Raw genomic sequence first — 22,470 nt, 5'->3', positions numbered from 1 at the left:
GACGCGAGCGCCTCAATCGACGGGCATCTCGAAGCTGGTCTTCACCCGGTCCATCGCCACATAGGTGCGGAACTTCTTGATGTTGGGATTGGCGAAGAACAGCCGCTTGGTGATCTCCTCATATTCGCTCATGTCGGCGACCGAGACGATGACGATGAAATCGACCTCCCCGGTGACATAATAGCATTGCTGGACCTCGGGCGCGGCGGCGAGCGACCGCTTGACCTGGTCGAGCTCCTCGGGCCGCTCGCTCTCGACCTCGAGTTCGACGATCACCGAGATGGGGCGGCCGATCTTCGACGGCGAGAGCACCGCCATGTTGGCGGTGACGATGCCGTCGGCATGCAGCCGGTGGATGCGCCGATGGACCGCCGCCGCCGAGAGATTGACCTGATAGGCGATCTCCCGCTGGCTCGTCATGTTGTCGCGCTGGAGGATGCGGAGGATCTTGCGATCGAAACTATCGAGATCGGCAGCGGCCATGGACACCTCACGCAATTTTTTCTCGCCGGAATAGCCACAGTCATAGCGAACACGGGCACCACCGCAAAGAAATTCATCCACAGCTGATCGATAGTGGCGTCCGATCACGGCCGAGGCGGATCACCAGGTCCGCGCGATCGGGCATTTCGGCGAGGATGTGCCGGGTCAGCCGCTCGTAGAAACGGATGAAGCGCTCGACCTCGGCATCGCTCATCACGCCCTGCGCGCCCGCCCCGGCGGCGCGCGCCAGGCCATGCTCCTGCTCGACCCGCCAGTCGCGCACCGCCTCGAAGCCGGGGGCCGCGAGCAGGACCAGCAGGTCGAGCCGCGCGAACAGCACCTGATAGTCGCCGGCCAGCGCGGCGTTGGCCGCTCGGCGCCAGCGGCCGTCCGCATCCTCCTCGCGTTCGAGGTCGTTGACCGGCTCGGCCAGCGCCGCCTCCGCCTCGGGCCGGGCGCCGACGCACCAGCCTTCGAGGATCAGCAACGCGGTATCGCCCGGCGCCGTCTCCCAGGCGTCGGCCGGCGCGCGGTCGTCGCGCGCCTTGTCGAAGCGGGGCAGCGCCGCCGCCCGCCCCGCGTCGAGCGCCGCGAGGATGTCGAGGCCCAGCGCCACGTCATGGGTGCCGGGAACGCCGCGCACCGCGAACAGCGGATGGACGTCGCGGGCGAGCGCCGCGCGCTCCGCCCGGGTGCGGTAGAGATCGTCGATCGACAGCACCGCCGTCGCCACGCCCCGCGCCCGCAGGCGATCGGCGAGCGCCTCGGACAGGGTCGACTTGCCGCTGCCCTGCGCGCCGCAGATGCCGAGGACGAAGGGCCGCCGCACCGACCTGTCCATGGCGTCCCGCACCGCCGCCTCGACGGCGGCGAGCGTGGTGCCGGGCTCAGGCGACACGGTTGGGCGGCTCGCGGCCGTCGAGCAGCGCTTCGAGGTTGAGCACCGCCTGACGCCCCATCGCCTCGCGCGTCTCGATCGTCGCGCTGCCGAGATGCGGCAGCAGCACGAGATTGGGGGCCGCCAGCAGCAGCGGGTTCACCGCCGGCTCGCCCTGGTAGACGTCGAGCCCGGCGCCGCCGATCCGGCCCTGCGCCAGCGCGTCGGCGAGCGCCGCCTCGTCGACCACGGTGCCGCGCGCGGTGTTGATCAGCACCGCGTCGGGCTTCATCCGCGCGAGCATCGCGGCGTCGATCAGATGATGGGTCTCGGCCCCGCCCGGGCAATGGAGCGAGACGATGTCCGCCTCCGCCACCAGATCGGCGACCGAGGCGCAATAGCGCGCGCCGAGCGGATCGGACGCGGGATCGACCGGACGGCGGCTGTGATAGGCCAGCCGCACGCCGAGCGCCGCCTGCGCGCGCCGCGCGGTCTCCTGCGCGATCCGGCCATAGCCGATCAGGCCCAGCGTCCGTCCCTGCATCGACCGGCCGAGCAGGTGGGTCGGCCGCCAGCCCGTCCAGCCGCCGGAGCGCAGCTCGCGCTCGCCCTCGCCGGCGCGGCGGGCGACCATCAGCATCAGCAGCACCGCCAGTTCGGCGGTGGCGTCGGTCAGCACGTCGGGGGTGTTGGTGACGGCGACCCCGGCCGCGCGCGCCGCCGCCAGGTCGATATGCTCGATCCCCGCGCCGTAATTGGCGAGGATGCGCGCGCCGCCGCCCCGGCCGATCACCTCGGCGTCGATCCGGTCGGAGACGGTGGGGCAGACGACGTCGAAGGCGCGGATCGCCTCCGCCAGTTCCTGCCGGCTCATCGGCCGGTCGCTCTCGTTGCGGTGCAGGTCGTGGCGCGCCGCCAGTTCCTCCTCGACGGCCTCCGGCCAACGCCGGGTCAGCAATATCCGCGCCACCCTCTCTCCTTCCGTCGCTCGATCGATCGTGGGGTCAGGCGTCCCGGCCGCCGGCCGCCAGCAGCGTGTCGCGGGGGAACTCGCCGAAGCGCAGCCGGTAGGCCTGCGAGAAGCGGCCGAGATGGAAGAAGCCGTAGCGGGTCGCCGCCTCGGTCACCGAGCCGGCCTCGCCATTGCCCAGCGCCGCGTGGACCGCGTCCAGCCGCAGGTCCCGGAACCGCGCCATCGGCGAGACGCCGCGGAACGTCTGGAAATTCGCCGACAGCGTGCGCGGCGTGCTCCGCACCGCCTCGACCAGATCGGTGAGGGTGATCGCCTCGCCGAGATTCTGCCGCATATGGGCTTCGGCCCGGCGGATCGAGGCGGGCAGCGGCGCGGCGGCGCCATGGTCGGAATGGTGCAGCAGCAGGTGGCGGATCAACAGGTCGAGGACCGCGCCGTCGGTCCCGGCCATGCGGCCCGCCGTCGCCTGCGTCATGATGTAGCGGACCAGCTCCAGCGTCCCGCAACCGCCCCGGTCCAGCCGGAAGGTGCGGTCGAAGCGGATCGGTCCGCTGTCGGTACCCGCCGCCCTGGCGACGGCGGCGCGCGGGATGCGCATGATCAGCTGCCGGCTGTCGCCCGACCAACGGAGCCGGCGGCCGGCGAGATTCTCCAGCAGCACGGCGTCGCCCTCCTCCGCGACGAAGCCGCCATCGTCGTCCTCGACCTCCAGCCTGCCGCGCAGCACGACCTGGAACAGCAGATGCTCGGGCAGCCGGCGCGGCGCGATCGACACGGCGGCGCCGTAGCGGAGCAGCACCAGCGGCAAGGCCCCGACGCTGGCGGTCCGCAGCTCGACCGCGAGCGGCGCGTCCTCCATCACCGCGAGGTCATGGTCGCTCAGCGCGCCGCCCACGAGCCGCCGCGCGCCCGCCAGGGTCGACTCCTCCATCGCCCGCAGGCGGTGCAGCGCGCGGTGCTCATCCTTCAGCAGGGCGAACTGGCCCATGGCGGCTCCTGACCTGATTCCCGCACTATACGGATGATATCCGCTAATCGCGGATATTGCGGAAGCGATTAATCGCGCAGCCTCCTTCCAACGACAAGGGAGGTTGCAGGAATGACCGACGATATGCTCGCCGCGCTGGTGAGACCCGACAAGGTCCACAAGCGCGTCTATACAGATCCGGCGATCTTCGACCTGGAGATGGAGCGCATCTTCGGCCAGGCCTGGATCTATGTCGGGCATGCCAGCCAGGTCCCGAAGCCCGGCGACTATTGGACCACGCTGATCGGGCGCGAGCCGGTGGTGATGGTACGCGACCGGGACGGCGCGATCCGCGTCCTCTACAATCGCTGCCCGCACAAGGGCGCCAAGCTGGTGGCGGACGGCTGCGGCCATGCCGGCCCGCTGTTCCGCTGCCCCTATCATGCCTGGACCTTCACCCTGGACGGCCGCCTCCGCGGCGTCCCCTTCCGCCAGGGCTATGCCGACACCGGCTTCTCGCTCGACGATCCCGAATTCTCGATGCGCCCGGTCGCGCGGGTCGCGGAGCGGCGCGGCTTCGTCTTCTGCTCGCTGGCCGAGGACGGGCCGGGGCTGGAGGACTATCTCGGCGGCGCGCTGGCGAGCATCGACAATTTCGCCGACCGCGCGCCCGAAGGCGAGGTCGAGGTGGCCGGCGGCGTGATGCGGGTGATGCAGCAGAGCAACTGGAAGATCTTCTTCGAGAATCTCAACGACACCGGCCATCCGCAGGCGACCCACGAAAGCTCCTTCGCCGCCGCGCGGCGGACGGTGCGCGAGAAGCTGGGCGGCAAGACGCCGTTCCAGCTCCACATCATCGAAGGCAATGGCGAGCCCAACAGCTTCTGGGAGAGCCTGGAGCTGCGCTGCTACGACCATGGCCACAGCTATATGGACGCGATCTTCAACGCGCCCACCGACGCGATCAGCCTCGAATATCGCGACCAGCTCGTGGCCGCCCATGGCGCCGAGCGGGCACAGGCGATCCTGTCGATGAACCGCCACAACACGATCATCTATCCGAGCTGCTCGCCCCACACCGGCTTCCAGCAGCTCCGGGTGATCCGGCCGGTCTCGATCGACCGGACGCTGGTCGAGATCTTCACCTTCCGGCTGAAGGGCACGTCCGACGCCTTCTTCCAGCGGACGATCAGCTACACCAACATCGTCAACTCGCCCTCCTCGACGGTGATGGTCGACGATGTCGAGGTCTATCGGCGCTGCCAGGAGGGCATGGCGTCCGACGGCGGCGACTGGATCAGCCAGCACCGCATGGCCGGCCACGACACGCCGTTCGAGGGCGGGGTGCTGGGCGCCGGGATCAGCGAGGTGCCGATGCGCAACCAGTTCCGCGCCTGGTCGGCCTATATGGGGCCCGCTAATATCGGGAAGGCCGCGGCATGATCGCCGATCCGCTGCTGACCCACGCCGCCGCCGACTATCTCTTCCGCGAGGCCGAGCTTCTCGACGGCCGGCGGTGGGAGGAATGGGACGCGCTGTTCGCCGAGGACGGCATGTACTGGGTGCCGCTCCGCCACGACCAGCAGGACCCGCTCAACCATGCCTCGCTGTTCTACGAGGACGCGATCCTGCGCGACGTTCGCCGGCGGCGGCTGGAGGAAAAGCATGCCTGGTCGCAGCAGCCGGTGACGCGGACGGCGCGCATCGTCGGCAACGTCCGGATCGTCGCGCAGGACGGCGCGGGCCTGCGGGTGCGATCGGCCTTCCAGATCACCGAATGGCGCCAGGGCCGCGACCAGCGCCAGCTTGCCGGCCATTACACCCATGACCTCGTCGGCGCCGGGCCGGACGACTGGCGGATCGCGCTGAAGCGGGTCGACCTGATCAACTGCGACGGCATCCAGGACCCTTATGAGGTGTTCCTGTGAAGACCGCCGTGCTCGCGCTCCATTATCAGAACGAGGTGCTGCACCCCGACGGCCGCATCCGCCTCGGCGTCGCCGAGGGCGCTCCGGGGCGCGACGCCGTGGTCGAGGCCGCCGGCCGCCTGCTCGCCGCCGCCCGCCGGCGCGGCCTGCCGCTCGTCCATGTCCGCATCGCCTTCCCGCCCGGCCATGAAGGCGTCGTCCAGAACGCGCCGATCTTCCGCAACGTCGTCGCCTCGGGCGCGATGGAGGAGGGAAGCTGGGGCGCGGCCTTCCACGACGGGCTCGGCCCGTTGCCGGGCGAGGCCGTCGTCACCCATGGCCGGGTCAACGCCTTCTACGATTCGGACCTCGAACAGGTGCTGGCCGGCATCGGCGCGGAGCGGCTGATCCTCGCCGGGGTGGCGACCAACTCGGTCGTCGAGCACAGCGCCCGCCACGCCGCCGACATGGGCTATGCGGTGGCGCTGGCGGCGGACGCCTGCTCGGCCGGGCAGCCGCATCTCCATCAGGCGGCGCTCGACAATATCGCGCTGCTCGGCGAGGTCTCGACCGTCGCGGCGCTGCTGGAGCAGGACGCATGATATCGCTCGACGGCAAGGTCGCGATCGTGACCGGCGCGACGCAGGGCCTCGGCGCCGGCATCGCCGCCTCGCTCCACGCGGCGGGCGCTTCGGTGCTCGTCACCGGCCGCGACGCCGAGCGCGGGGCGGCGGTGGTTGCGGCGCTGGGCGAGCGGGCCGCCTTCGTCGCCGCAGACATCGCCCAGGACGAGGGCGTCGCGACCTGCCTCGATGCCGCGCTGGCGCGGTTCGGGCGGCTCGACATCCTCGTCAACAACGCCTGCCTCTATGCCGATCCCGGCCTGGGCGCGAGCCGCGAGGAATGGCACCGCTCGCTCGACGTCAACCTGGTCGGCCCGGCGTTGCTGATCGCCGGGGCGGCCGGGCACCTGCCATCGCCGGGCGGCGTGATCGTCAACATCGGCAGCGTCGGCGGCAAATTCGGCGCGGCCGGGCGGCTGCTCTACCCGGCATCGAAGGCCGCGCTGATGCAGCTCACCAAGAGCGCGGCGGTGACGCTCGCCCCGCGCGGCATCCGCGTGCTCACCGTCTCGCCCGCCTGGACCTGGTCCCCGGCGCTGGCCGGCATGGCGGGCAGCGAGCAGCGCGCCGACGCGGTGGGCGCGCGCACCCATCCGCTCGGCCGGGTGGGCCGCGACGCCGATGTCGGCGACGTGGTGGTCTTCGCCTGTTCGGACATGGCCCGCTTCATGACCGGCGTCGACCTGCCCGTCGACGGCGGCTATTCGATCCTGGGCCCCGACCAGGGGCTGGGCCCGCGTCCATGGTTCGAGGGAGGGGAACAATGAACGCCCAATGGGACGTCGTCGTCATCGGCAGCGGCATCAATTCGCTGGTCTGCGCCGCCGAACTGGCGCTGAAGGGGCGCCGCGTGCTGGTGCTCGAACGCGACGAGGTCGCCGGCGGCTGCATGCGCACCGCCGAGGCGACCCTGCCCGGCTTCCGGCACGACCTGTTCGCGATGTCGCTGCCGCTGTTCGTCACCGCCGCCCATTATCCGCTGCTCGGCCCGAAGCTCGCCGAACGGGGCCTGCGCCTGCTGACCGCGCCGCAGCCGACCGCGGTGGTGCTCGACGACGGGCGGACGGCCGTGTTCGGCCCGTCGCGCGAGGCCAATGCGGCGATGTTCGATTCGCTCCATCCGGGCGACGGCGCCGCCTATGTCCGCGCGATGCGGGAGATCGAGGCCAACGCCCCGCTGATCTTCGGCCTGCTCGGCCAGGAGCCGCGCAGCCGCGGGACGCTGGGCCTGCTCGGCCGCACCCTGCTGCGCGAGCGGATCGACGGCCTCGCCGGGCTGGGCGGCGATTTCCTGCGGCCGATGCGCGCCTGGCTCGAACAGGATTTCGGATCGGACCTCGCCCGCGCGCTGATCGCGCCGTGGATTCTCCACACCGGGCTCGGCCCCGACGCGCCGCTGTCGGCGCTGATGGGCAAGCTGATCCTGTTCACGCTCGAAGCGGTCGGCATCCCCTTCGTCGAGGGCGGCATCGCGCAGCTCGTCGCCGCCTTCACCGCGCTGATCGAGGCGCAGGGCGGGCAGGTCGAGACCGGCGCCGACGTCACCCGCATCCTCGTCGAGCGCGGCGCGGCGACCGGCGTCGAGACCGCCGACGGCCGGCGCATCACGGCGCGCCGGGGCGTGGTCGCCAACGTCACCCCGACCCAGCTCTACGGCCGGCTGCTGTCCGATCCCCCGCCCGCGCAGGCGGAGCGCGCGCGCCGCTACGTCTATGGCCGCGCCGACATGCAGATCCACCTCGCGCTGTCCGAGCCGCCGCGCTGGCGCGATCCGGCGCTCAACGCGGTCGCGCTGATCCACGTCACGCCGGGGCTCGACGGCGTCTCGCGAGCGGTGAACGAGGCCGAGCGCGGCCTGCTGCCGGTCGAGGGGACGATCGTCGTCGGCCAGCCGGCGGCGACCGACCCGTCGCGCGTCCCGCCGGGCCAGGGGCTGCTCTGGATTCAGCTCCAGGAACTGCCGCGTCAGGTGCGGGGCGACGCCGCCGGACTGATCGCGCCGCCCGCCGACGGCCGCTGGTCGCCCGCGCTGGCCGAAGCCTATGCCGCGCGCATCCTCGACCGGCTGCGCGGCTGCATCGCCAATCTCGACGACGCGCTGCTGAAGACGGCGATCCTGTCGCCGGCCGATCTCGAGGCGATGAACATCAACCTGGTCGGCGGCGATCCCTATTCGGGCGCCTGCTCGATCGACCAGTTCCACCTGTTCCGCCCGCTCGCCGGCGGCCGCAACCACGACACGCCGGTGCGCCGGCTGTTCCATATCGGCGCGTCGACCCATCCCGGGCCGGGGCTCGCCGGCATGTCGGGCCATATGGTGGCGGCGCGGCTTTAAGCCGCCGCCAGCATGTCCTCCAGCGCGCGGCCGCTGTCGTCGGCGAGCGCCTGGGTGCAGGCGTCGTCGAGCCATTGCGCCCGGCGCTCGGCCGGCGGGCGGGCGAACAGCGCGGCGCGGATCGCCTGGAAGTTGCGCAGGCCCCGGTCGAACGTGTCGCCATAACCCTTGATCAGCCGCTGCGACCGGACGAGCCCGAGCGCGAGCGCCGGATCCTGCGCGATGCTGGTACGAATATCGCCGAGCCAATGCTCGATCCGTTCCTGCTCCTCGGCATAGCGCAGCGAGCGGCGGCGCAGCGGCCGCAGGGCCGCCAGCAGGCGCAGCATCAGGAACCAGCGCAGGCTGGTGGTCTCGACATGGCGGCCCTCGCGGAAGAAGCGATCGAGCCAGGACGACAGGCGCGGCGACTCCAGGATGAAGCGGCCGATCCCGGCGGGCAGCGTCTCGCACACTTCGCGCAGGCGCGGGTGCATGAACTCGGTGATGCCGACGATCTGCCCCTCGCCCGCCTTGACCTCGTCGCGGACCCGCTCGAAGCGGGTGGCGCGGCTCTTCAGGTCGGCGACGCGGATCGTGTCCTCATAGCTCATCCACAGCGCCAGGTGCCGCGCCAACTCGGCCGTCGCCTCCCAGGGCGCCGCATCGAGCCCGGCGACGGCGCGCAGCCGGTCGAGATAGAGCGTGGCATAGGCGGCATCCTGATAGTCCATCAGCCGCTGGGCACCGTGCAGCGCCGCCTCATGCGCCGGCTCGGGCAGCTCGCCCAGGATGCGGCCGTGCAGCGCGCGGCCGGCGTCGGTGGTCGGCTGCGGGACGGCATGGTCGATCGCGTCGGGCATCGCCACCGGCGCCTGCGCGGCGCGGAAACCCTCGTCGAAGCCGCGCAGGTTGCTCGCCACCGCGATGCCGCTGTCGCGGATCGCCTGCTCGAACGCCTCGCGCGGAAAAGGCAGCGCGCCGCTGCCGCCGAGCGCGCCGAACATCACCGCGCTGATCACGCTGCCCGACCGATCGGTCGCCGCTTCCATATCGAAGCCGATGAAACGCTTGGCCCGCCGCGCGGCCGCCTCGACGATCCGCTCGCCGCTGCCGCGACCGTCGCCCATCCCGCTCTTCTCGGCGATCGCGTAGATGCGGTGGGTCGATCCGATCAGCGTGGTCCGATCGGCGGTCGAGAAGTTGCGCAGCATCGCGCGGCCGGTCTCCATCAGCTCCGACGCGACGACGATGTCGACGTCGCCCGGCGTCGGCATCTGCGCGAGGATCGGCAGCCGATCGCCCGCGCGCGCCAGCTCGACATAATAGACGGTCGATCCGGTGCGCTGGGCGACGCCGGGTACCGACGTCCCCTGCGCGAGCCAGCCATGGTGGCGCGCGACCTCCTGGATCCAGTCGGCGAGGACGCCGCCGCCCTGCCCGCCCAGCGCGAGGATGGCGATGCCGATCCGGTCGCGCGTCGCTTCGCCTGCCGCCGCCATCAGAACGCCCTCGCCGCGCGGAGCCGCGCATCGCGCTTCTGCAGGGCGCCAATCAGCCGCGACCGCAACGCCTTCCACCGGCCTTCCCACCGCCCCGGATTGGCGACGATGCTGGCGCGGTAGAAGCTCGGGCAGAGCACGGCGGCATGGCTCACCTCGCCGCACAGGCCGCAGCCGACGCAGCTATTGTCGACATGCGCGACCGGATCGCGGCGCAGCGGATCGGGGTTGGGCTTGATCGACAGCGACGGACAGCCCGACAGGCGGATGCAGCTATGGTCGCCGGTGCAGGTGTCGGGATCGACGCCGAAGCGCTCGCGCACCACGCGCTTGCCCTCGCTCATCGCCTTGCGGACGCGCGGCTTCTCGCGCCGTTGCCGGTTGAGCATGCATTCGGACTGGGCGACGACGATCTTGGGCCCGCGCTCGGGGCTGGTCATCGCCTCGCGCAGCGCCGCCATCATCCGCTTGAGGTCATAGGTGCGGTCGACGGTGCGGACCCAGCCCGCGCCGATCCCGCGCACCGCCCGCTCGATCGGATGGCGGGTGGTCCGCGCCCGGTTGTCGGCGCGCGACGACAATATGTCCTGTCCCCCGGTCGCAGCCGAATAGCCGTTGTCGACGATGACGGTGACGGTGTCGTCCTTGTTGAAGACGGCGTTGCCGATGCCCGAGGTCAGGCCGTTGTGCCAGAAGCCGCCGTCGCCCATCACCGCGATCGCGCGCTTGTCCTTGGGCTTGAAGGCGGAGGCGCCGGCGGTGCCCAGGCCATAGCCCATCGTCGTGTTGCCGATATTGAACGGCGGCAGGATCGAGAAGAGGTGGCAGCCGATGTCGGCCGAGACATGGGTCGGCCCCAGCTCGCGTTCGAGCAGCTTCATCGAGGTGAACACCGGGCGCTCGGGACAGCCGGTGCAGAAGCCGGCCGGGCGCTGCGGGATCTGCGCCGCGACCGGCGCCGGCAGCGGCGCGATCGACAGGTCGGGCAGGTCCAGCGCGGGCTGCCATTCGGCCAGGAATGCGCGCAGGCCCTGCGCCATGACATGCGCGGTATAGTCGCCGGCGCGGGGCAGCACCTCCTTGCCGACGATCCGCGTCTGCAGGTCGGCGCGGCGGACGAGCGTGTTCAGCTCATGCTCGATGAACTCGGGCTGCCCCTCCTCCAGCACCAGCACGGCGCGCTTGCCGCGGCAGAAGGCGGCGACCTCGTCGGGGATCAGCGGATAGGTGACGTTGAGGCAATAGACCGGCAGCCGCGCCGCGCCGAAGGCGTCCGACAGGCCGAGCAGCTCCATCGCGCGGTTGAGGCTGTTGAACAGGCCGCCCTGGACGATCAGCCCGACCTCGCCCTCGTCGGGGCCGAACCATTCGTTGAGCCGGTTCTCCCGGACGAAGGCGATGCCAGCGGGCCAGCGCTTCTCGACCTTCTCGACCTCGTGGAGGAAATTGGCGGGCGGCAGCACGATGCGGCTGGTGTCGCGCACCGGCGCGGCGGCCGCCTCGTCGACGGTCATCGCCGGGCGGAGATTGTCCTTGGCGACGAAGCTGCCGGTCATGTGGCAGGAGCGGACGCGCAGCTCGAGCATCACCGGCGTGTTCGACGCTTCCGACAGCCGGAAGCCCTGCTCGACCGCGTCGACGATGCTCGGCAGGTTGGGGCGCGGGTCGATCAGCCACATCTGCGACTTCATCGCGAAGGCATGGGTCCGCTCCTGCATGATCGAGGAGCCTTCGCCATAATCCTCGCCGACGATCACCAGCGCGCCGCCGGTGACGCCGCCCGAGGCGACGTTGGAGAGCGCGTCCGAGGCGACGTTGGTGCCGACCACCGACTTCCACGCGACCGCGCCGCGCAGCGGGTAGTTGACCGACGCCGCGAGCATCGCCGCCGCCGTCGCCTCGCTCGCGCTCGCCTCGAAATGGACGCCGAGGCTGGCGAGCAGGTCGTTGGCGTCGGCGAACACGTCCATCAGGTGGCTGATCGGCGATCCCTGATAGCCGCCGACATAGGCGACGCCCGACTGGAGCAGCGCCTTGGTGACCGCGAGGATGCCCTCGCCGGTGAAGGTCTCGCCCTCGCCGAGCTTGAGCAGCTCGACCTCGGCGGCGAAGGACCGCTCAGCCATGGCCGCCGGTCTTCGCGACCAGTGCGAGCACGCGCAGCGGGCTGCCCGAGCCGCTCTCGATCTTGAGCGGGGCGGCGACCAGCACGGTTCCCGTCGCCGGCAGGCGATCGAGATTCTCCAGGCATTGCAGGCCGTAGCGGCCGGCGCCGTGGAGCAGCGTGTGCGCCGGATAGGGCGGGGTCAGCAGGTGCGCCTGGCCGGCGTCGGTGCCGATCGTCTCGACCCCGAAGCCGATGATGTCACGCTCCTCGATCAGGTAGCGGACCGCCTCGGCATTGGGACCCGGCGTGTGCGCGCCGTCCTCGCGGCGGTTGGTGTAGGCGTCGACGTCGCGCTTCGACCAGTCGGTGCGGAACAGCACCCAGCTCCGCGCGGGAACGGGGCCGTGGACCGCCTCCCACGCCTCGATGTGCGACCGTTCGAGCAGGAAGTCGGGATCGGCGGCGGCCTCCGCCGAACAATCGATCACGACGGCGGACGCGACGAAGTCGGCCGGGGCGATCGTGTCGACGCAGTTGGCGGGCAGGTCCTTGCCCGAGATCCAGTGGACCGGCGCGTCGAAATGGGTGCCGGTATGCTCGCAGACGGTGAAGTTGCTCCAGTACCAGGCGACGCCGCGCTCGTCGTAGCGCGAGATCACCTCGCGCGAGAAGGGCGCGCACTGGCCGAATTCGGGCGGCAGCACCAGCACGGGGGTGGCCTCGGACAGGGTCTGGGTGAGGTCGACGACCTCGATCCCTCCCGAGCCGATCGCGGTCACCAGTTGCGAAAGCACGTCATTGCGGGAATTGGACATCAGGGTCATCCTCTCATCGGATATCCGGATGCTGCCTCAATAAACTTGCATATGCAAGTATTTTCAGTTCATTGAAAAAGGACATGATGACCAAGGACCTGCGCCCCCTCGGCGATCCCGGCTCGGAGGAGTTCCGGGTCGATGCCTATCCCTTCTACCTGCTCAACCGGGCGGTGAGCCGCTACAATGTCGTGATCGAGGCCGAGCTGCGCGCGATCGGCATCGACATCCCGACATGGCGGGTATTGATGGTGCTGGGCGAGAAAGCGCCCCGCCCGATCGCGCAGGTCGCGCGGTCGACGGTGATCAACATCTCGACCATGGCGCGGATCGTCGAGCGGATGACCCGCGCCGGGCTGATCGACAGCCGGCCGAGCAGCGAGGACGGCCGGGTGACCGAGATATTCCTGACCACGACCGGACAGGAGAAGCTGGCCGCCGCCCGCGCGGTGACGGCGCCGATCTACCGCAAGCTGATCCGCGGTTTCGGCGCCGAGGATTTCGGCCTGCTGATCGACATGCTCAATCGGCTCCACGACAATCTGGATTGAATCGCACCGTCGCCCCGGCGGAGGCCGGGGCCTCAGGAGAGAGAGGAGATGAACTCATCGCAGGAGCCTCCCGAGATCCCGGCCTCCGCCGGGATGACGGATTAGCGGCCCAGCTTGGCCGCGGCCCTGGCGCGCCGGGTGATTTCGGCGGTGTCGGGCTTGCCGGGCGGGACGATCCAGCTTCCGCCGACGCACAGCACCGCGTCGAGCGCGAGCCAGTCGGGCGCATTCGCCTCGCTGATCCCCCCGGTCGGGCAGAAGCGCGCGGCGGCCAGCGGCGCGGCCAGCGCCTTGAGCGCCGGCACCCCGCCATTGGCCATGGCCGGGAAGAATTTGAAATGGGTCAGCCCCATGTCGAGCCCGCGCATGATGTCGCCGGCATTGGCGGTGCCGGGCAGGAAGGGCAGCCCGCAGCCGATCGCCGCATTGGCGAGCCGGTCGGTGAGGCCCGGCGAGACGAGGAAGCGCGCGCCCGCGTCGACGCTCGCCCTGACGTCGTCGGGGTTCAGCACCGTCCCCGCGCCGACCACCGCGCCCTCGACCTTCGCCATCTCCCGGATCACGTCGAGCGCGACCGGCGTGCGCAGCGTCACCTCCAGCGCGGGCAGCCCGCCCTCGACCAGTGCCTCCGCGATCGGCCGCGCATGTTTCACATCATGCACCACCAGCACCGGGATCACCGGCGCCAGCGTCATCACCTGTTCGACCGTCATAGTCAGCGCGCCTGGAGATAGGGGCGGAGGTCGACCGTGCGCCGCTCGGCCGCGCTCAGATAGCCGGCATAGACCAGTAGCAGCACGTCCTGCGCCATCATCAGGTCGCTCTTGGGCGCGCGGCCCTCGGCGATCGACGAGACGAAATCCTCCAATTCGGCCGGATAGCCGGTGATCATGTCCTCGTCGGGGGCCGGGAAGGACCAGCCCGCCTTGGTCTCGGTCTTCTCGACGATATATTCGCTGTCGAAATAGGACCCGTCGGGCGTGTAGGCCTGACAGGCGGTGTTGGGATTGATGTTCGCCGTCGCCACCGCGCGCGACCCATAGGCGCTCAGGAAATTGCGGATGCCGCCCAGCCGGGTGTCGGTCGAGGTGAGCTGGGCGACCGAGCCGTCCTCGAAGTCGACCAGGATCGAGGCATAATCCTCGACGTCCTGCCAGCCGGTGACGATGTGCTTGGGCTCCTCCGCGCGGAACGACGCGATGTCGGTCAGCCGCGCGACCTGGCAGGTCACCGCCACCGGGCGGATCGGCCGGCCGGTGCGCCGCCGGCCCTCCTCATATTTGATGTGCAGCGCGCCGCCGATCGGGTGGACGCACAGCCGCAGCAGCGATCCGCCGCCCGCCTGCCGCCATTGCCGCGAATAAGGGGCGTGGGAGCCCGAATGCGATTCCTCGCCCTCGATGCGCAGGATGGTCGATCCGCTCGCCGCCATCAGCCGGTTGAGCTTGGCGATCGGCGGCGCATAGACCCAGTTCTCGGCATAGCAGAAGGTGACGCCGGCCTTGCGGACCGCCTCCCCCACCGCGCCGAGCTGGCCGATCACCGCGTCGAACATCGCCTGTCGCGGGAAGCCTTCGGCCGACCAGTCGCCCGGCGCGCCGTCGGGGCCGAAGAAGCCGCCCAGCGGCTTTTCGCAGATGATGTGCTTGCCGTGCGCCGCCGCCTTCATGATCAGCGGCACGTGGAGATGGTTGGGCACGCACAGGTCGACCACGTCGATGTCGGGATCGGCGATCAGCGCGTCGGCATCGTCGAGCACGCGCGCCACGCCGTACTGCGCCGCCAGCGCCGCCGTCTTGCCCCGGTCGCGCCCGGCGATCGCCGCGACCTCGAACGCCGGGCCGTGGATCTTGCGATAGCTCGCCAGGTGGAAATGGGCGGAGAAGCCCGACCCGACGATACCAATCCGAACCGATCCGCTCATCGTCAACCTTTCGTCATCATGCGGGCAGCGGCCGGCCGCGGGTTTCGGGCGCGAACCACGCCGCCGCGAGGCCGATCAGGAAAATCACGCACATCGTCATCGCCGAATAGCGCAGCGGATCGGGGGCGTCGAAGCCGCCGAACAGGCTGGTGCTGAGCCAGGCCGAGCCGAAGCTGCCGGCGGCGGCGGCGAAGCGGCCGAGATTATAGGCGAAGGACACGCCGGTCCCGCGCGCCGCCGCGCCGAACAGCTCGGGCAGGTAGATGGAGAAGCCGGCGAACAGGCTGAACTGCGCGGCGCCCATCAGCGGCATCATCCAATAGGCGTCGGCCGGCGTCTGCATCCGCGCATAGACGAACATCGTCACCACGAAGGCGGCGGCGAAGCAGGTCAGGAAGGCCGGGCGCCGCCCCGCCCGATCGGCGATCAGGGTGAAGATCAGCATGCCGACCGCGCCGCCCGCCATCTGCAGCATATAGGCCCAGTTCTTGGCGTCGGTGACCGCCGCCTTGGCCGCGTCGGGCGCGAGCCGCCCGTCATAATAGGTGGTGAACACGGCATGCTGCAGATCGACGGCATATTCGCCGATCCCCCACAGCCCGACCACGCCCGCGACCGCGAGCAGGCTGCCGATCAGCAGGCCGCGCCGCTCGGCCGGGTTGCCGAGCAGGTCGACATAGGCGCCGAACGCGCCCTTGGGCAGCCGCCCCTCGGCCTTGCGCTCGCGCCAGGACTGGGGCTCGCGCAGGCCGATCATCGCGACGATCGCGATCAGCGCCGGCAGCGCGCCGAGCGCGAACAGCCAGCGCCACACCGATCCGGCGGCGATCAGGTCGTGGCGGGCGAGATCGTCGACCCCCATCTTGACCAGCGCCGATCCGACATTGCCGACGGTCGAGAGAAGCTGGAGCCCGGCCAGCATCGCCAGCCGCGCCCGCCCGTCGACCGTCTCGACGATGATCGCGACCGCGAGGCCGAACACCCCGCCGATGCCCAGGCCGGTGACGAAGCGCAGCGCCGCGAACTCGGCCGGGGTCCGGCACAACGCGGTGATGCCGGTGCAGATCGAATAGAGCAGGATCGAGATGGCGAGCAGGCGGACCCGGCCGTAGCGATCGCCGAGCGGACCGATGATCAGCCCACCCAGTCCCCAGCCGACCAGGAACAAGGCGGTGACGATCTTGGCGAAGGCCTGCACCTCGACATGCGAAGGGGGCAGCGCCATCAGGTCGCCGAGCGCCGGGATGCGGGCGAGCGAGAAGAGGCGCTGGTCCATCGTGTCGAACAGCCAGGCCCCCGACGCGACCGCGAAGACCAGCCATTGATAGCCGGTGACGCCCCGCCACCAGGGCCCGCTACGCTCGTCCATGCGGCCCCTCCTTCATTGTCGGCGCATAAATCTGTATGACCAAAGTCGCTATAGAGTCACAATTGGACAGTCAATATGCCAGTCCAATTATATCATGACCGGCCGAGGAAATCGCGGAGCATGGCGCGCGGCCCCTTCGACAGCCGCTCCGCCAGCGCCGCGCCGAGCGCTCCGACCAGCGCCTCGTCCGCGCCGAACGCCGCCGGGAAGACACCGGAGGATCGCACGATAGCCGCGGCGATATCGGCCGGCGTCGCCTGGCCGTCCCAGATCGTCTCGAGCCGCGACGCGAGCGGGTCGTCCGCCGGCCGTCCGCCGCCCGACGCGTCGCCGACGAAGGCGAGCCAGGCGGCGACGCTGCGCAGGTGCGCGGGGCTGGCCAGGCCGGTCGCAGCGCGCTCGACGATCGTCGCCAGCCAGCGCTGCGGCAGCTTCTGCGAACCGTCCATCGCGATCTGCGCCAGCCGGTGCGGCAGCGCCGGATTGTCGAACCGCCGCAGGATCGTCTCGACATAGGCGGCGGGATCGAGCGCCGCAGAGGGCGGCAGGCTCGGCGCCGCCTCGGCCAGCAACTGGCGGCGGACGAAGGCGAGCAGGTCGGGATCGCGGACCGCCTCATGGACATGGGCATGGCCGAGCGGGAGCCCCCAATAGGCCAGCGCCGAATGGGCGCCGTTGAGCAGCCGCAGCTTGGCGAGCTCGAACGGGCGGACGTCGTCGACGATCTGCGCGCCGCCCGCCTCCCAGCGCGGGCGCGGCCCCGCGAAACGGTCCTCGATCACCCATTGGCGGAAGGGCTCGCACACCGTGAGCGCGCGATCCTCGACCGGCAGCCGCGCGAGATCGTCGGCGGTGATCGCCGGCACGATCCGGTCGACCATGCTGCTCGGGCTAGTCCAGCCGCCGGGCCGCGCGCCGCCCCTCGCCGCCAGATAATCGTCGAGCAGCCCGCCGAGCAGCCGGCCGTTGTCGGGCAGGTTGTCGCACGACAGGATCGTCAGCGGCCCGGCCCCTTGCGCGGCGCGGCGGTCGAGCGCGGCGGCGAGGAAGCCGAAGACGGTGCGCGGATCGCCGCCGCCCGCCAGATCATGCGCCACGTCGGGCGCGTCGACGAGCAGGCCGTTGGTGCGCGGGTCGCGATGATAGCCCTTCTCGGTGACGGTCAGCGTCGCGACATGGACGGCGGGATCGGCGAGCGCCGCAATCACCCGCTCGGGCGCCTCGGGCGCCACCAGCGCGTCGTTGATCGATCCGACCAGGTGCCGCCCGCCGGGCGCGCCGCGCTCCTCGACGATGTAGAGGCAGTCCTGCGGGACGAGCGCGTCGCGGACCGCCGGCGACCGCAGCGAGACGCCGACGATGCCCCAGCCTGCATCGCCCGCCGCCATCGCGTCGTCGGTATAGACCGCCTGGTGCGCGCGGTGGAACGCGCCGAGGCCGAGATGGACGATGCCGCTGCGCGCGCGATCGCGGGCATAGCGGAGCGGCGCGACGCCCTCGGGCACGGTCGCGGCGGACAGGCGCGGGCGCGCGCCGGGGCCGGCGCTCACAGGCGGTAGGCCGACTTGACCAGCCGATAGGTCAGGTCGACCGCGAGATCGGCCGCCTCGTCCTCGTCGAGCTGATGCTCGACGACCAGTTCGGCGAGATAGCCGCAGTCGATCCGCCGGGCGACGTCGTGGCGCGCCGGGATCGACAGGAAGGCGCGGGTGTCGTCGTTGAACCCGACGAGGTTGTGGAAGCCGGCGGTCTCGGTGGTCTGCCGGCGGAAGCGGCGCATCCCCTCCGGGCTGTCGTGGAACCACCAGGCGGGGCCGAGCTTGAGCGCCGGATAATGGCCGGCGAGCGGCGCCAGCTCGCGCGCATAGGCGCTCTCGTCGAGCGTGAACAGGATCAGGCTGAGCCGGGGATCGTTGCCGAAGCGGCCGAGCAGCGGCCGCAGCGCGCGGACGAAATCGGTGCGGGTCGGGATGTCGGCGCCCTTGTCGCGTCCGAAACGCCGGAACAGATCGGCATTATGGTTGCGGAACGAGCCCGGATGGATCTGCATGACCAGTCCGTCGTCGATGCTCATCTCCGCCATGACGGTCAGCATGTGCGCGCGGAACAGCTCGGCCTGCTCGGCCGTCGCCCCGCCGCCGCGCACCTGGGCATAGAGGCGCTCGGCCTCGCCGCGATCGAGGTCGGCGGTCGCGGCGGTCGGATGGCCATGGTCGGTCGAGGTCGCCCCCGCCGCCGCGAACGCCGCGCGGCGGGCGCGCAGCGCGGCAAGATAGCCGGCATAGCTGCCGACGTCCTCGCCGGTCATCGCGCCGAGCCGGTCGATATTGGCCGCGAACCCCTCAAAATCGGGATCGACCACCGGATCGGGGCGGAAGGCGGTGATCACCCGGCCCGTCCATCCCGAGGCCCGGATCGCGGCATGATGGTCGAGCGGATCGAGCGGGGACTCGGTCGTCGCCAGCAGCTCGATGTTGAACCGGTCGAACAGCGCGCGCGGGCGGAATTCGGGGCGGGCGAGCTGCTCGTTGATGCTGTCGAAAGTAAGATCGGCGGTCTCGGGCGCGAGCCGCACGTCGAGCCCGAACACGCTGTGGAACACCCAGTCGAGCCACAGCCGCGACGGCGTGCCCCGGAACAGATGGTAGTGATCGGCCAGCACGCGCCACGCCGCGCGCGGATCGACCGGCGCGCCGATGCCGATCGCCTCCAGCGGGACGCCCTGGCTGTACAGCATGCGGAAGACATAATGGTCGGGCTGGAGCAGCAGGCTGCTCGCATCGCCGAACGGCGCGTCCTCGGCGAACCAGCGCGGATCGGTATGGCCGTGCGGGCTGACGATCGGCAGGCCGGCGACTTCGGCGTAGAGCCGCCGCGCCACTACGCGGGTATCGGGGTCCGCCGGGAACAGCCGGTCGGGATGGAGCCGGAGCGGGGCTGCCGTCACATCGACACCGCGCGGGCGAAGCGGGCGCGGGTGTCCTGCGCCGCCTTCTTGGCCTTCTTGATCGCCTCCTCCTCGGTCGAGAAGAGCAGATGCTCGATCACCGCGCCGAGATGCGTCCGCATCGCCGCGCGGGCGCGCGCCGGATCGCGGGTCCGCAGCGCCTCGACGATCAGCATATGCTCCTCGACCACCGGCTTGACGTTGGCGGTGCGCGCCTTGGCGTGGAGCAGCGCGCATTCGGGCGAGGACTGGCGCAGCTCCCACAGCGACCGGACGCTGTGCAGCACCGCGGCGTTGCGCGTCGCGCCGGCGATCAGCAGGTGGAACTCGCGGTCGGCGGTCTCCGCGACGGCCGGATTGCCGCCCTCGCGCTCGATCGCGGTGACGAGCCGGGGCAGCGCCTCCAGCTCCTCGTCGGAGATGTTGACCGCGGCCAGCGCCGCCGCCTCGGACTCGATCAGCAGCCGCGCCTCGGTCAGCTCGAAGGCGCTGACGTCGAACTGCGCGACGTCGCTGCCGCCGCCCGGCCGCACATAGGCGCCCGAACCGATCCGGACGTCGACCAGCCCCTGCACCTCCAGCGCGATGATCGCCTCGCGCGCGGTCGGGCGGCTGATGTTGAATTCGGCGGAAATCTCCCGTTCGGCCGGCAGCCGGCCGCCAACGGGATAGGTTCCGTCGGCGATGCGCTGCGTCAGCGTGCGCGCCACTTCGCGGTAGAGCCGCTCGGGCGCGGCGCCGCTCGGCGGCTCGGATTCGGCGTGGTCCATGGAACTCCAACTGATTTAGCCAATATCGGCCTGACAGATTTTCATCATTGACAGACCAATTTGCGATGGTCAAGGCTGTCCAATTATAACGACACCATGTGGGAACATCCATGAGAATTGACGCCGCCAAAGTGATCGTGACCTGTCCGGGCCGCAATTTCGTGACCGTCAAGATCATGACCGACCAGGGTGTCCACGGCGTCGGCGACGCGACCCTGAACGGCCGCGAGCTGTCGGTCGCCTCCTATCTGCAGGACCATCTCCTGCCCTGCCTGATCGGCCGCGACCCCCGCCGGATCGAGGATATCTGGCAATATTTCTACCGCGGCGCCTATTGGCGGCGCGGGCCGGTGACGATGTCCGCGATCGCCGCGATCGACATGGCGCTGTGGGACATCAAGGCCAAGATGGCGAACATGCCGCTCTACGACCTGCTCGGCGGCAAGAGCCGCGAGGGCGTGATGGTCTATGGTCATGCCAATGGCGCCGACATCGAGCAGACGATCGACGAGGTCGGCCGCTACATCAGCCTCGGCTATCGCGCGATTCGCGCCCAGTCGGGGATTCCCGGCCTCGCGGCGGCCTATGGCGTCGGGCGCGGCAAGGATTATTACGAGCCGGCCGACGCCGCGCTGCCGACCGAGACGGTCTGGGACACCGCCAAATATCTCAACTTCGTGCCCAAGCTGTTCGACAAGCTGCGCGACCGCTACGGCTTCGAGCACCATCTGCTCCACGACGTCCACCACCGGCTGCGGCCGATCGAGGCGGGGCGGCTCGGCAAGATGCTCGAACCCTATGGCCTGTTCTGGCTGGAGGACGCGACCCCCGCCGAGAACCAGGAGGCGTTCCGCCTGATCCGCCAGCACACCACCATCCCGCTGGCGGTGGGCGAGGTGTTCAACACGGTGTGGGATTGCAAGGACCTGATCCAGAACCAGCTGATCGACTATATCCGCACGCCGGTCGTGCGCGCGGGCGGGATCACCCATCTGCGCCGGATCGCCGACCTGGCGGCACTCTACCAGGTGCAGACCGGCTTCCACGGCGCGACCGACCTGTCGCCGGTGACGATGGGCACGGCGCTGCACTTCGACAGCTGGGTGCCCAATTTCGGCATCCAGGAATATATGCGGCACACGCCCGAGACCGACGCCGTCTTCCCGCACGCCTATCATTTCGCCGACGGCTATCTGCACCCCGGCGACGCGATCGGCCATGGCGTCGACATCGACGAGGCGGAGGCCGCCAAATATCCCTATAAGCCCGCCTATCTGCCGGTCGCCCGGCTCGAGGACGGGACGATGTTCAATTGGTGACGATCGCCGTCATCGGCGAAGGAATGGTCGAGCTTTCCCGGTCGGGGGAGCATGGCGGGATCGCCGGCTGGGAGACCCACCATGGCGGCGACGCGCTGAACAGCGCGATCCACCTGGCGCGCTTCGGGCTCGAAACCGGCTTCATCTCCGCGCTCGGCGCCGACCCGCTCAGCCGCGCGCTGCGCCGGAGCTGGGCCGAGGAGGGGCTCGACCTCACCCACCTGCTGACCCATCCCGACCGCAACGCCGGCCTCTACGCGATCGAGACCGACGCCGAGGGGGAACGCAGCTTCGCCTATTGGCGCAGCGACAGCGCCGCGCGCGCGATGCTCGACCTGCCCGAGGCGGAGGCCGCGCTGGCCCACGCCGCGCGCTGCGACCTGCTCTATCTGAGCCTGATCAGCCTCGCCATCCTGTCGCCGGCCAGGCGCGAGCGGCTGGCCGGGCTGTGCCGCGACGTCCGCGCAAATGGCGGCCGCGTCGCCTTCGACAGCAATTTCCGGCCCCGGCTCTGGTCCTGGCCCGCCGAGGCGCGCGCAGCGGTCGAGGCGATCGGCCCGCTGGTCGACATCGCGCTGCCGACCCAGGTCGACGAGGCCGCGCTGTTCGGGCCCGAGCCGATCGACGCGGTCGCCGACCGCTGGCTCGGCTGGGGCGTCGCCGAGGTCGCGGTCAAGAGCGGCGCGGACGGCTGCCTCGTCGCCACGCGCGACGGCCGGCACCGGATCGCCCCGCCCCGCGCGGTCGTCGCGGTCGACAGCAGCGGCGCGGGCGATGCCTTCAACGCCGGCTATCTCGCGGCGCGCTTGGCCGGGCGGGCGCCCGCACGGGCGGCGCCGGCCGGGCACGAGCTGGCGGCGTGGACGATCCTTCGCAGGGGCGCGATCCCGCCGCGCGACCATGAGGCGCCCTACCGCTTCTGACCCCGCCGATCGGCCGATCCGATCCGAATCCGCGCGGCGCTATTGATGCGACGCCGGCTATGCGTATTTTCCTTGGCCTCAGGCACAAGGATATCGATC

Annotated in this window: 21 protein-coding genes; 8 read left to right on the top strand and 13 right to left on the bottom strand. The window is 70.6% G+C overall.

The annotated features are described in order from the left end of the window. Nucleotides 1-12 precede the first annotated feature (12 nt). From HRJ34_RS23980 to HRJ34_RS23965, 4 genes are all read right to left on the bottom strand, one after another. Nucleotides 13-483, bottom strand: a complete 471-nt coding sequence (locus HRJ34_RS23980; protein WP_030092029.1) for an Lrp/AsnC family transcriptional regulator — start codon at nt 481-483, stop codon at nt 13-15. A 73-nt stretch (nt 484-556) separates the two neighbouring features. Beyond that, entirely contained in the window at nt 557-1,324 is a 768-nt protein-coding gene (locus tag HRJ34_RS23975) for a kinase (protein ID WP_051743887.1), read from the bottom strand. 46 nt (nt 1,325-1,370) lie between these two features. Beyond that, entirely contained in the window at nt 1,371-2,330 is a 960-nt protein-coding gene (locus HRJ34_RS23970) for a 2-hydroxyacid dehydrogenase (protein ID WP_208632652.1), read from the bottom strand. A 34-nt stretch (nt 2,331-2,364) separates the two neighbouring features. Then, nucleotides 2,365-3,321 (bottom strand): AraC family transcriptional regulator, encoded by a 957-nt coding sequence (locus HRJ34_RS23965; protein WP_208632651.1) that lies wholly within the window; start codon nt 3,319-3,321, stop codon nt 2,365-2,367. A gap of 111 nt (nt 3,322-3,432) precedes the next feature. On the opposite strand from HRJ34_RS23965, the gene HRJ34_RS23960 reads away from it, so the two are divergent. The 5 genes from HRJ34_RS23960 to HRJ34_RS23940 are packed head-to-tail and all read left to right on the top strand — an operon-like array spanning nt 3,433 to nt 8,165. Then, entirely contained in the window at nt 3,433-4,743 is a 1,311-nt protein-coding gene (locus HRJ34_RS23960) for an aromatic ring-hydroxylating dioxygenase subunit alpha (protein ID WP_016746499.1), read from the top strand. Next, nucleotides 4,740-5,228, top strand: coding sequence for an aromatic-ring-hydroxylating dioxygenase subunit beta (locus tag HRJ34_RS23955; RefSeq protein WP_029993952.1), 489 nt, complete (start codon nt 4,740-4,742; stop codon nt 5,226-5,228). The genes HRJ34_RS23960 and HRJ34_RS23955 overlap by 4 nt, the downstream gene beginning before the upstream one ends. Further along, nucleotides 5,225-5,809 carry a cysteine hydrolase family protein gene (locus HRJ34_RS23950; RefSeq protein ID WP_011952714.1) on the top strand — a complete coding sequence of 195 codons (585 nt, stop codon included), beginning with the start codon at nt 5,225-5,227 and terminating at the stop codon, nt 5,807-5,809. The genes HRJ34_RS23955 and HRJ34_RS23950 overlap by 4 nt, the downstream gene beginning before the upstream one ends. Further along, complete coding sequence (locus tag HRJ34_RS23945) at nt 5,806-6,597, top strand: SDR family oxidoreductase (protein WP_016746496.1); 792 nt, start codon at nt 5,806-5,808, stop codon at nt 6,595-6,597. The genes HRJ34_RS23950 and HRJ34_RS23945 overlap by 4 nt, the downstream gene beginning before the upstream one ends. Further along, the gene (locus tag HRJ34_RS23940; RefSeq protein WP_208632650.1) at nt 6,594-8,165 is read left to right on the top strand and encodes a phytoene desaturase family protein; all 1,572 of its coding nucleotides are present in this window, start codon (nt 6,594-6,596) and stop codon (nt 8,163-8,165) included. The genes HRJ34_RS23945 and HRJ34_RS23940 overlap by 4 nt, the downstream gene beginning before the upstream one ends. Here HRJ34_RS23940 and HRJ34_RS23935 read toward each other — a convergent pair. Genes HRJ34_RS23935 through HRJ34_RS23925 form a run of 3 tightly spaced genes read right to left on the bottom strand, consistent with a single transcriptional unit; the run spans nt 8,162 to nt 12,568 of the window. Next, nucleotides 8,162-9,646, bottom strand: coding sequence for an indolepyruvate oxidoreductase subunit beta family protein (locus HRJ34_RS23935; protein WP_208632649.1), 1,485 nt, complete (start codon nt 9,644-9,646; stop codon nt 8,162-8,164). The genes HRJ34_RS23940 and HRJ34_RS23935 overlap by 4 nt on opposite strands. Continuing rightward, nucleotides 9,646-11,772, bottom strand: coding sequence for an indolepyruvate ferredoxin oxidoreductase subunit alpha (locus HRJ34_RS23930; RefSeq protein WP_030092856.1), 2,127 nt, complete (start codon nt 11,770-11,772; stop codon nt 9,646-9,648). The genes HRJ34_RS23935 and HRJ34_RS23930 overlap by 1 nt, the downstream gene beginning before the upstream one ends. Continuing rightward, nucleotides 11,765-12,568, bottom strand: coding sequence for a cyclase family protein (locus HRJ34_RS23925; RefSeq protein WP_011952719.1), 804 nt, complete (start codon nt 12,566-12,568; stop codon nt 11,765-11,767). The genes HRJ34_RS23930 and HRJ34_RS23925 overlap by 8 nt, the downstream gene beginning before the upstream one ends. A gap of 83 nt (nt 12,569-12,651) precedes the next feature. Here HRJ34_RS23925 and HRJ34_RS23920 point away from each other — a divergent pair, with 83 nt between their 5' ends. Beyond that, complete coding sequence (locus HRJ34_RS23920) at nt 12,652-13,119, top strand: MarR family winged helix-turn-helix transcriptional regulator (protein ID WP_148218752.1); 468 nt, start codon at nt 12,652-12,654, stop codon at nt 13,117-13,119. Between the two features lie 101 nt (nt 13,120-13,220). On the opposite strand, the gene eda is transcribed toward HRJ34_RS23920, so the two are convergent. From eda to HRJ34_RS23890, 6 genes are all read right to left on the bottom strand, one after another. After that, entirely contained in the window at nt 13,221-13,832 is a 612-nt protein-coding gene (gene eda, locus HRJ34_RS23915) for a bifunctional 4-hydroxy-2-oxoglutarate aldolase/2-dehydro-3-deoxy-phosphogluconate aldolase (protein WP_208632648.1), read from the bottom strand. 2 nt (nt 13,833-13,834) lie between these two features. Then, nucleotides 13,835-15,043, bottom strand: a complete 1,209-nt coding sequence (locus HRJ34_RS23910) for a Gfo/Idh/MocA family protein (protein WP_011952722.1) — start codon at nt 15,041-15,043, stop codon at nt 13,835-13,837. 16 nt (nt 15,044-15,059) lie between these two features. Next, on the bottom strand, nt 15,060-16,412 hold the full coding sequence (locus HRJ34_RS23905) for an MFS transporter (protein WP_030092830.1): 1,353 nt from the start codon (nt 16,410-16,412) through the stop codon (nt 15,060-15,062). Nucleotides 16,413-16,504: 92 nt separating this feature from the next. After that, nucleotides 16,505-17,962 carry a mannitol dehydrogenase family protein gene (locus HRJ34_RS23900; protein WP_208632647.1) on the bottom strand — a complete coding sequence of 486 codons (1,458 nt, stop codon included), beginning with the start codon at nt 17,960-17,962 and terminating at the stop codon, nt 16,505-16,507. After that, the gene (gene uxaC / locus HRJ34_RS23895; protein ID WP_208632646.1) at nt 17,959-19,359 is read right to left on the bottom strand and encodes a glucuronate isomerase; all 1,401 of its coding nucleotides are present in this window, start codon (nt 19,357-19,359) and stop codon (nt 17,959-17,961) included. The genes HRJ34_RS23900 and uxaC overlap by 4 nt, the downstream gene beginning before the upstream one ends. Further along, nucleotides 19,356-20,129 carry a FadR/GntR family transcriptional regulator gene (locus HRJ34_RS23890; RefSeq protein WP_011952726.1) on the bottom strand — a complete coding sequence of 258 codons (774 nt, stop codon included), beginning with the start codon at nt 20,127-20,129 and terminating at the stop codon, nt 19,356-19,358. The genes uxaC and HRJ34_RS23890 overlap by 4 nt, the downstream gene beginning before the upstream one ends. Before the next feature lie 110 nt (nt 20,130-20,239). On the opposite strand from HRJ34_RS23890, the gene manD reads away from it, so the two are divergent. Then, nucleotides 20,240-21,448, top strand: a complete 1,209-nt coding sequence (gene manD / locus HRJ34_RS23885) for a D-mannonate dehydratase ManD (RefSeq protein WP_011952727.1) — start codon at nt 20,240-20,242, stop codon at nt 21,446-21,448. Further along, nucleotides 21,442-22,371 (top strand): sugar kinase, encoded by a 930-nt coding sequence (locus HRJ34_RS23880; protein WP_208632645.1) that lies wholly within the window; start codon nt 21,442-21,444, stop codon nt 22,369-22,371. Before manD ends, HRJ34_RS23880 begins: the two co-directional genes overlap by 7 nt. Nucleotides 22,372-22,470 lie beyond the last annotated feature (99 nt).

The sequence above is a fragment of the Rhizorhabdus wittichii genome (genome assembly GCF_017607425.1).
GTDB lineage: Bacteria > Pseudomonadota > Alphaproteobacteria > Sphingomonadales > Sphingomonadaceae > Rhizorhabdus > Rhizorhabdus wittichii.
Note: the sequence above shows the minus strand (reverse complement) of the source record. Positions and strands in the feature narration are given on the sequence as shown.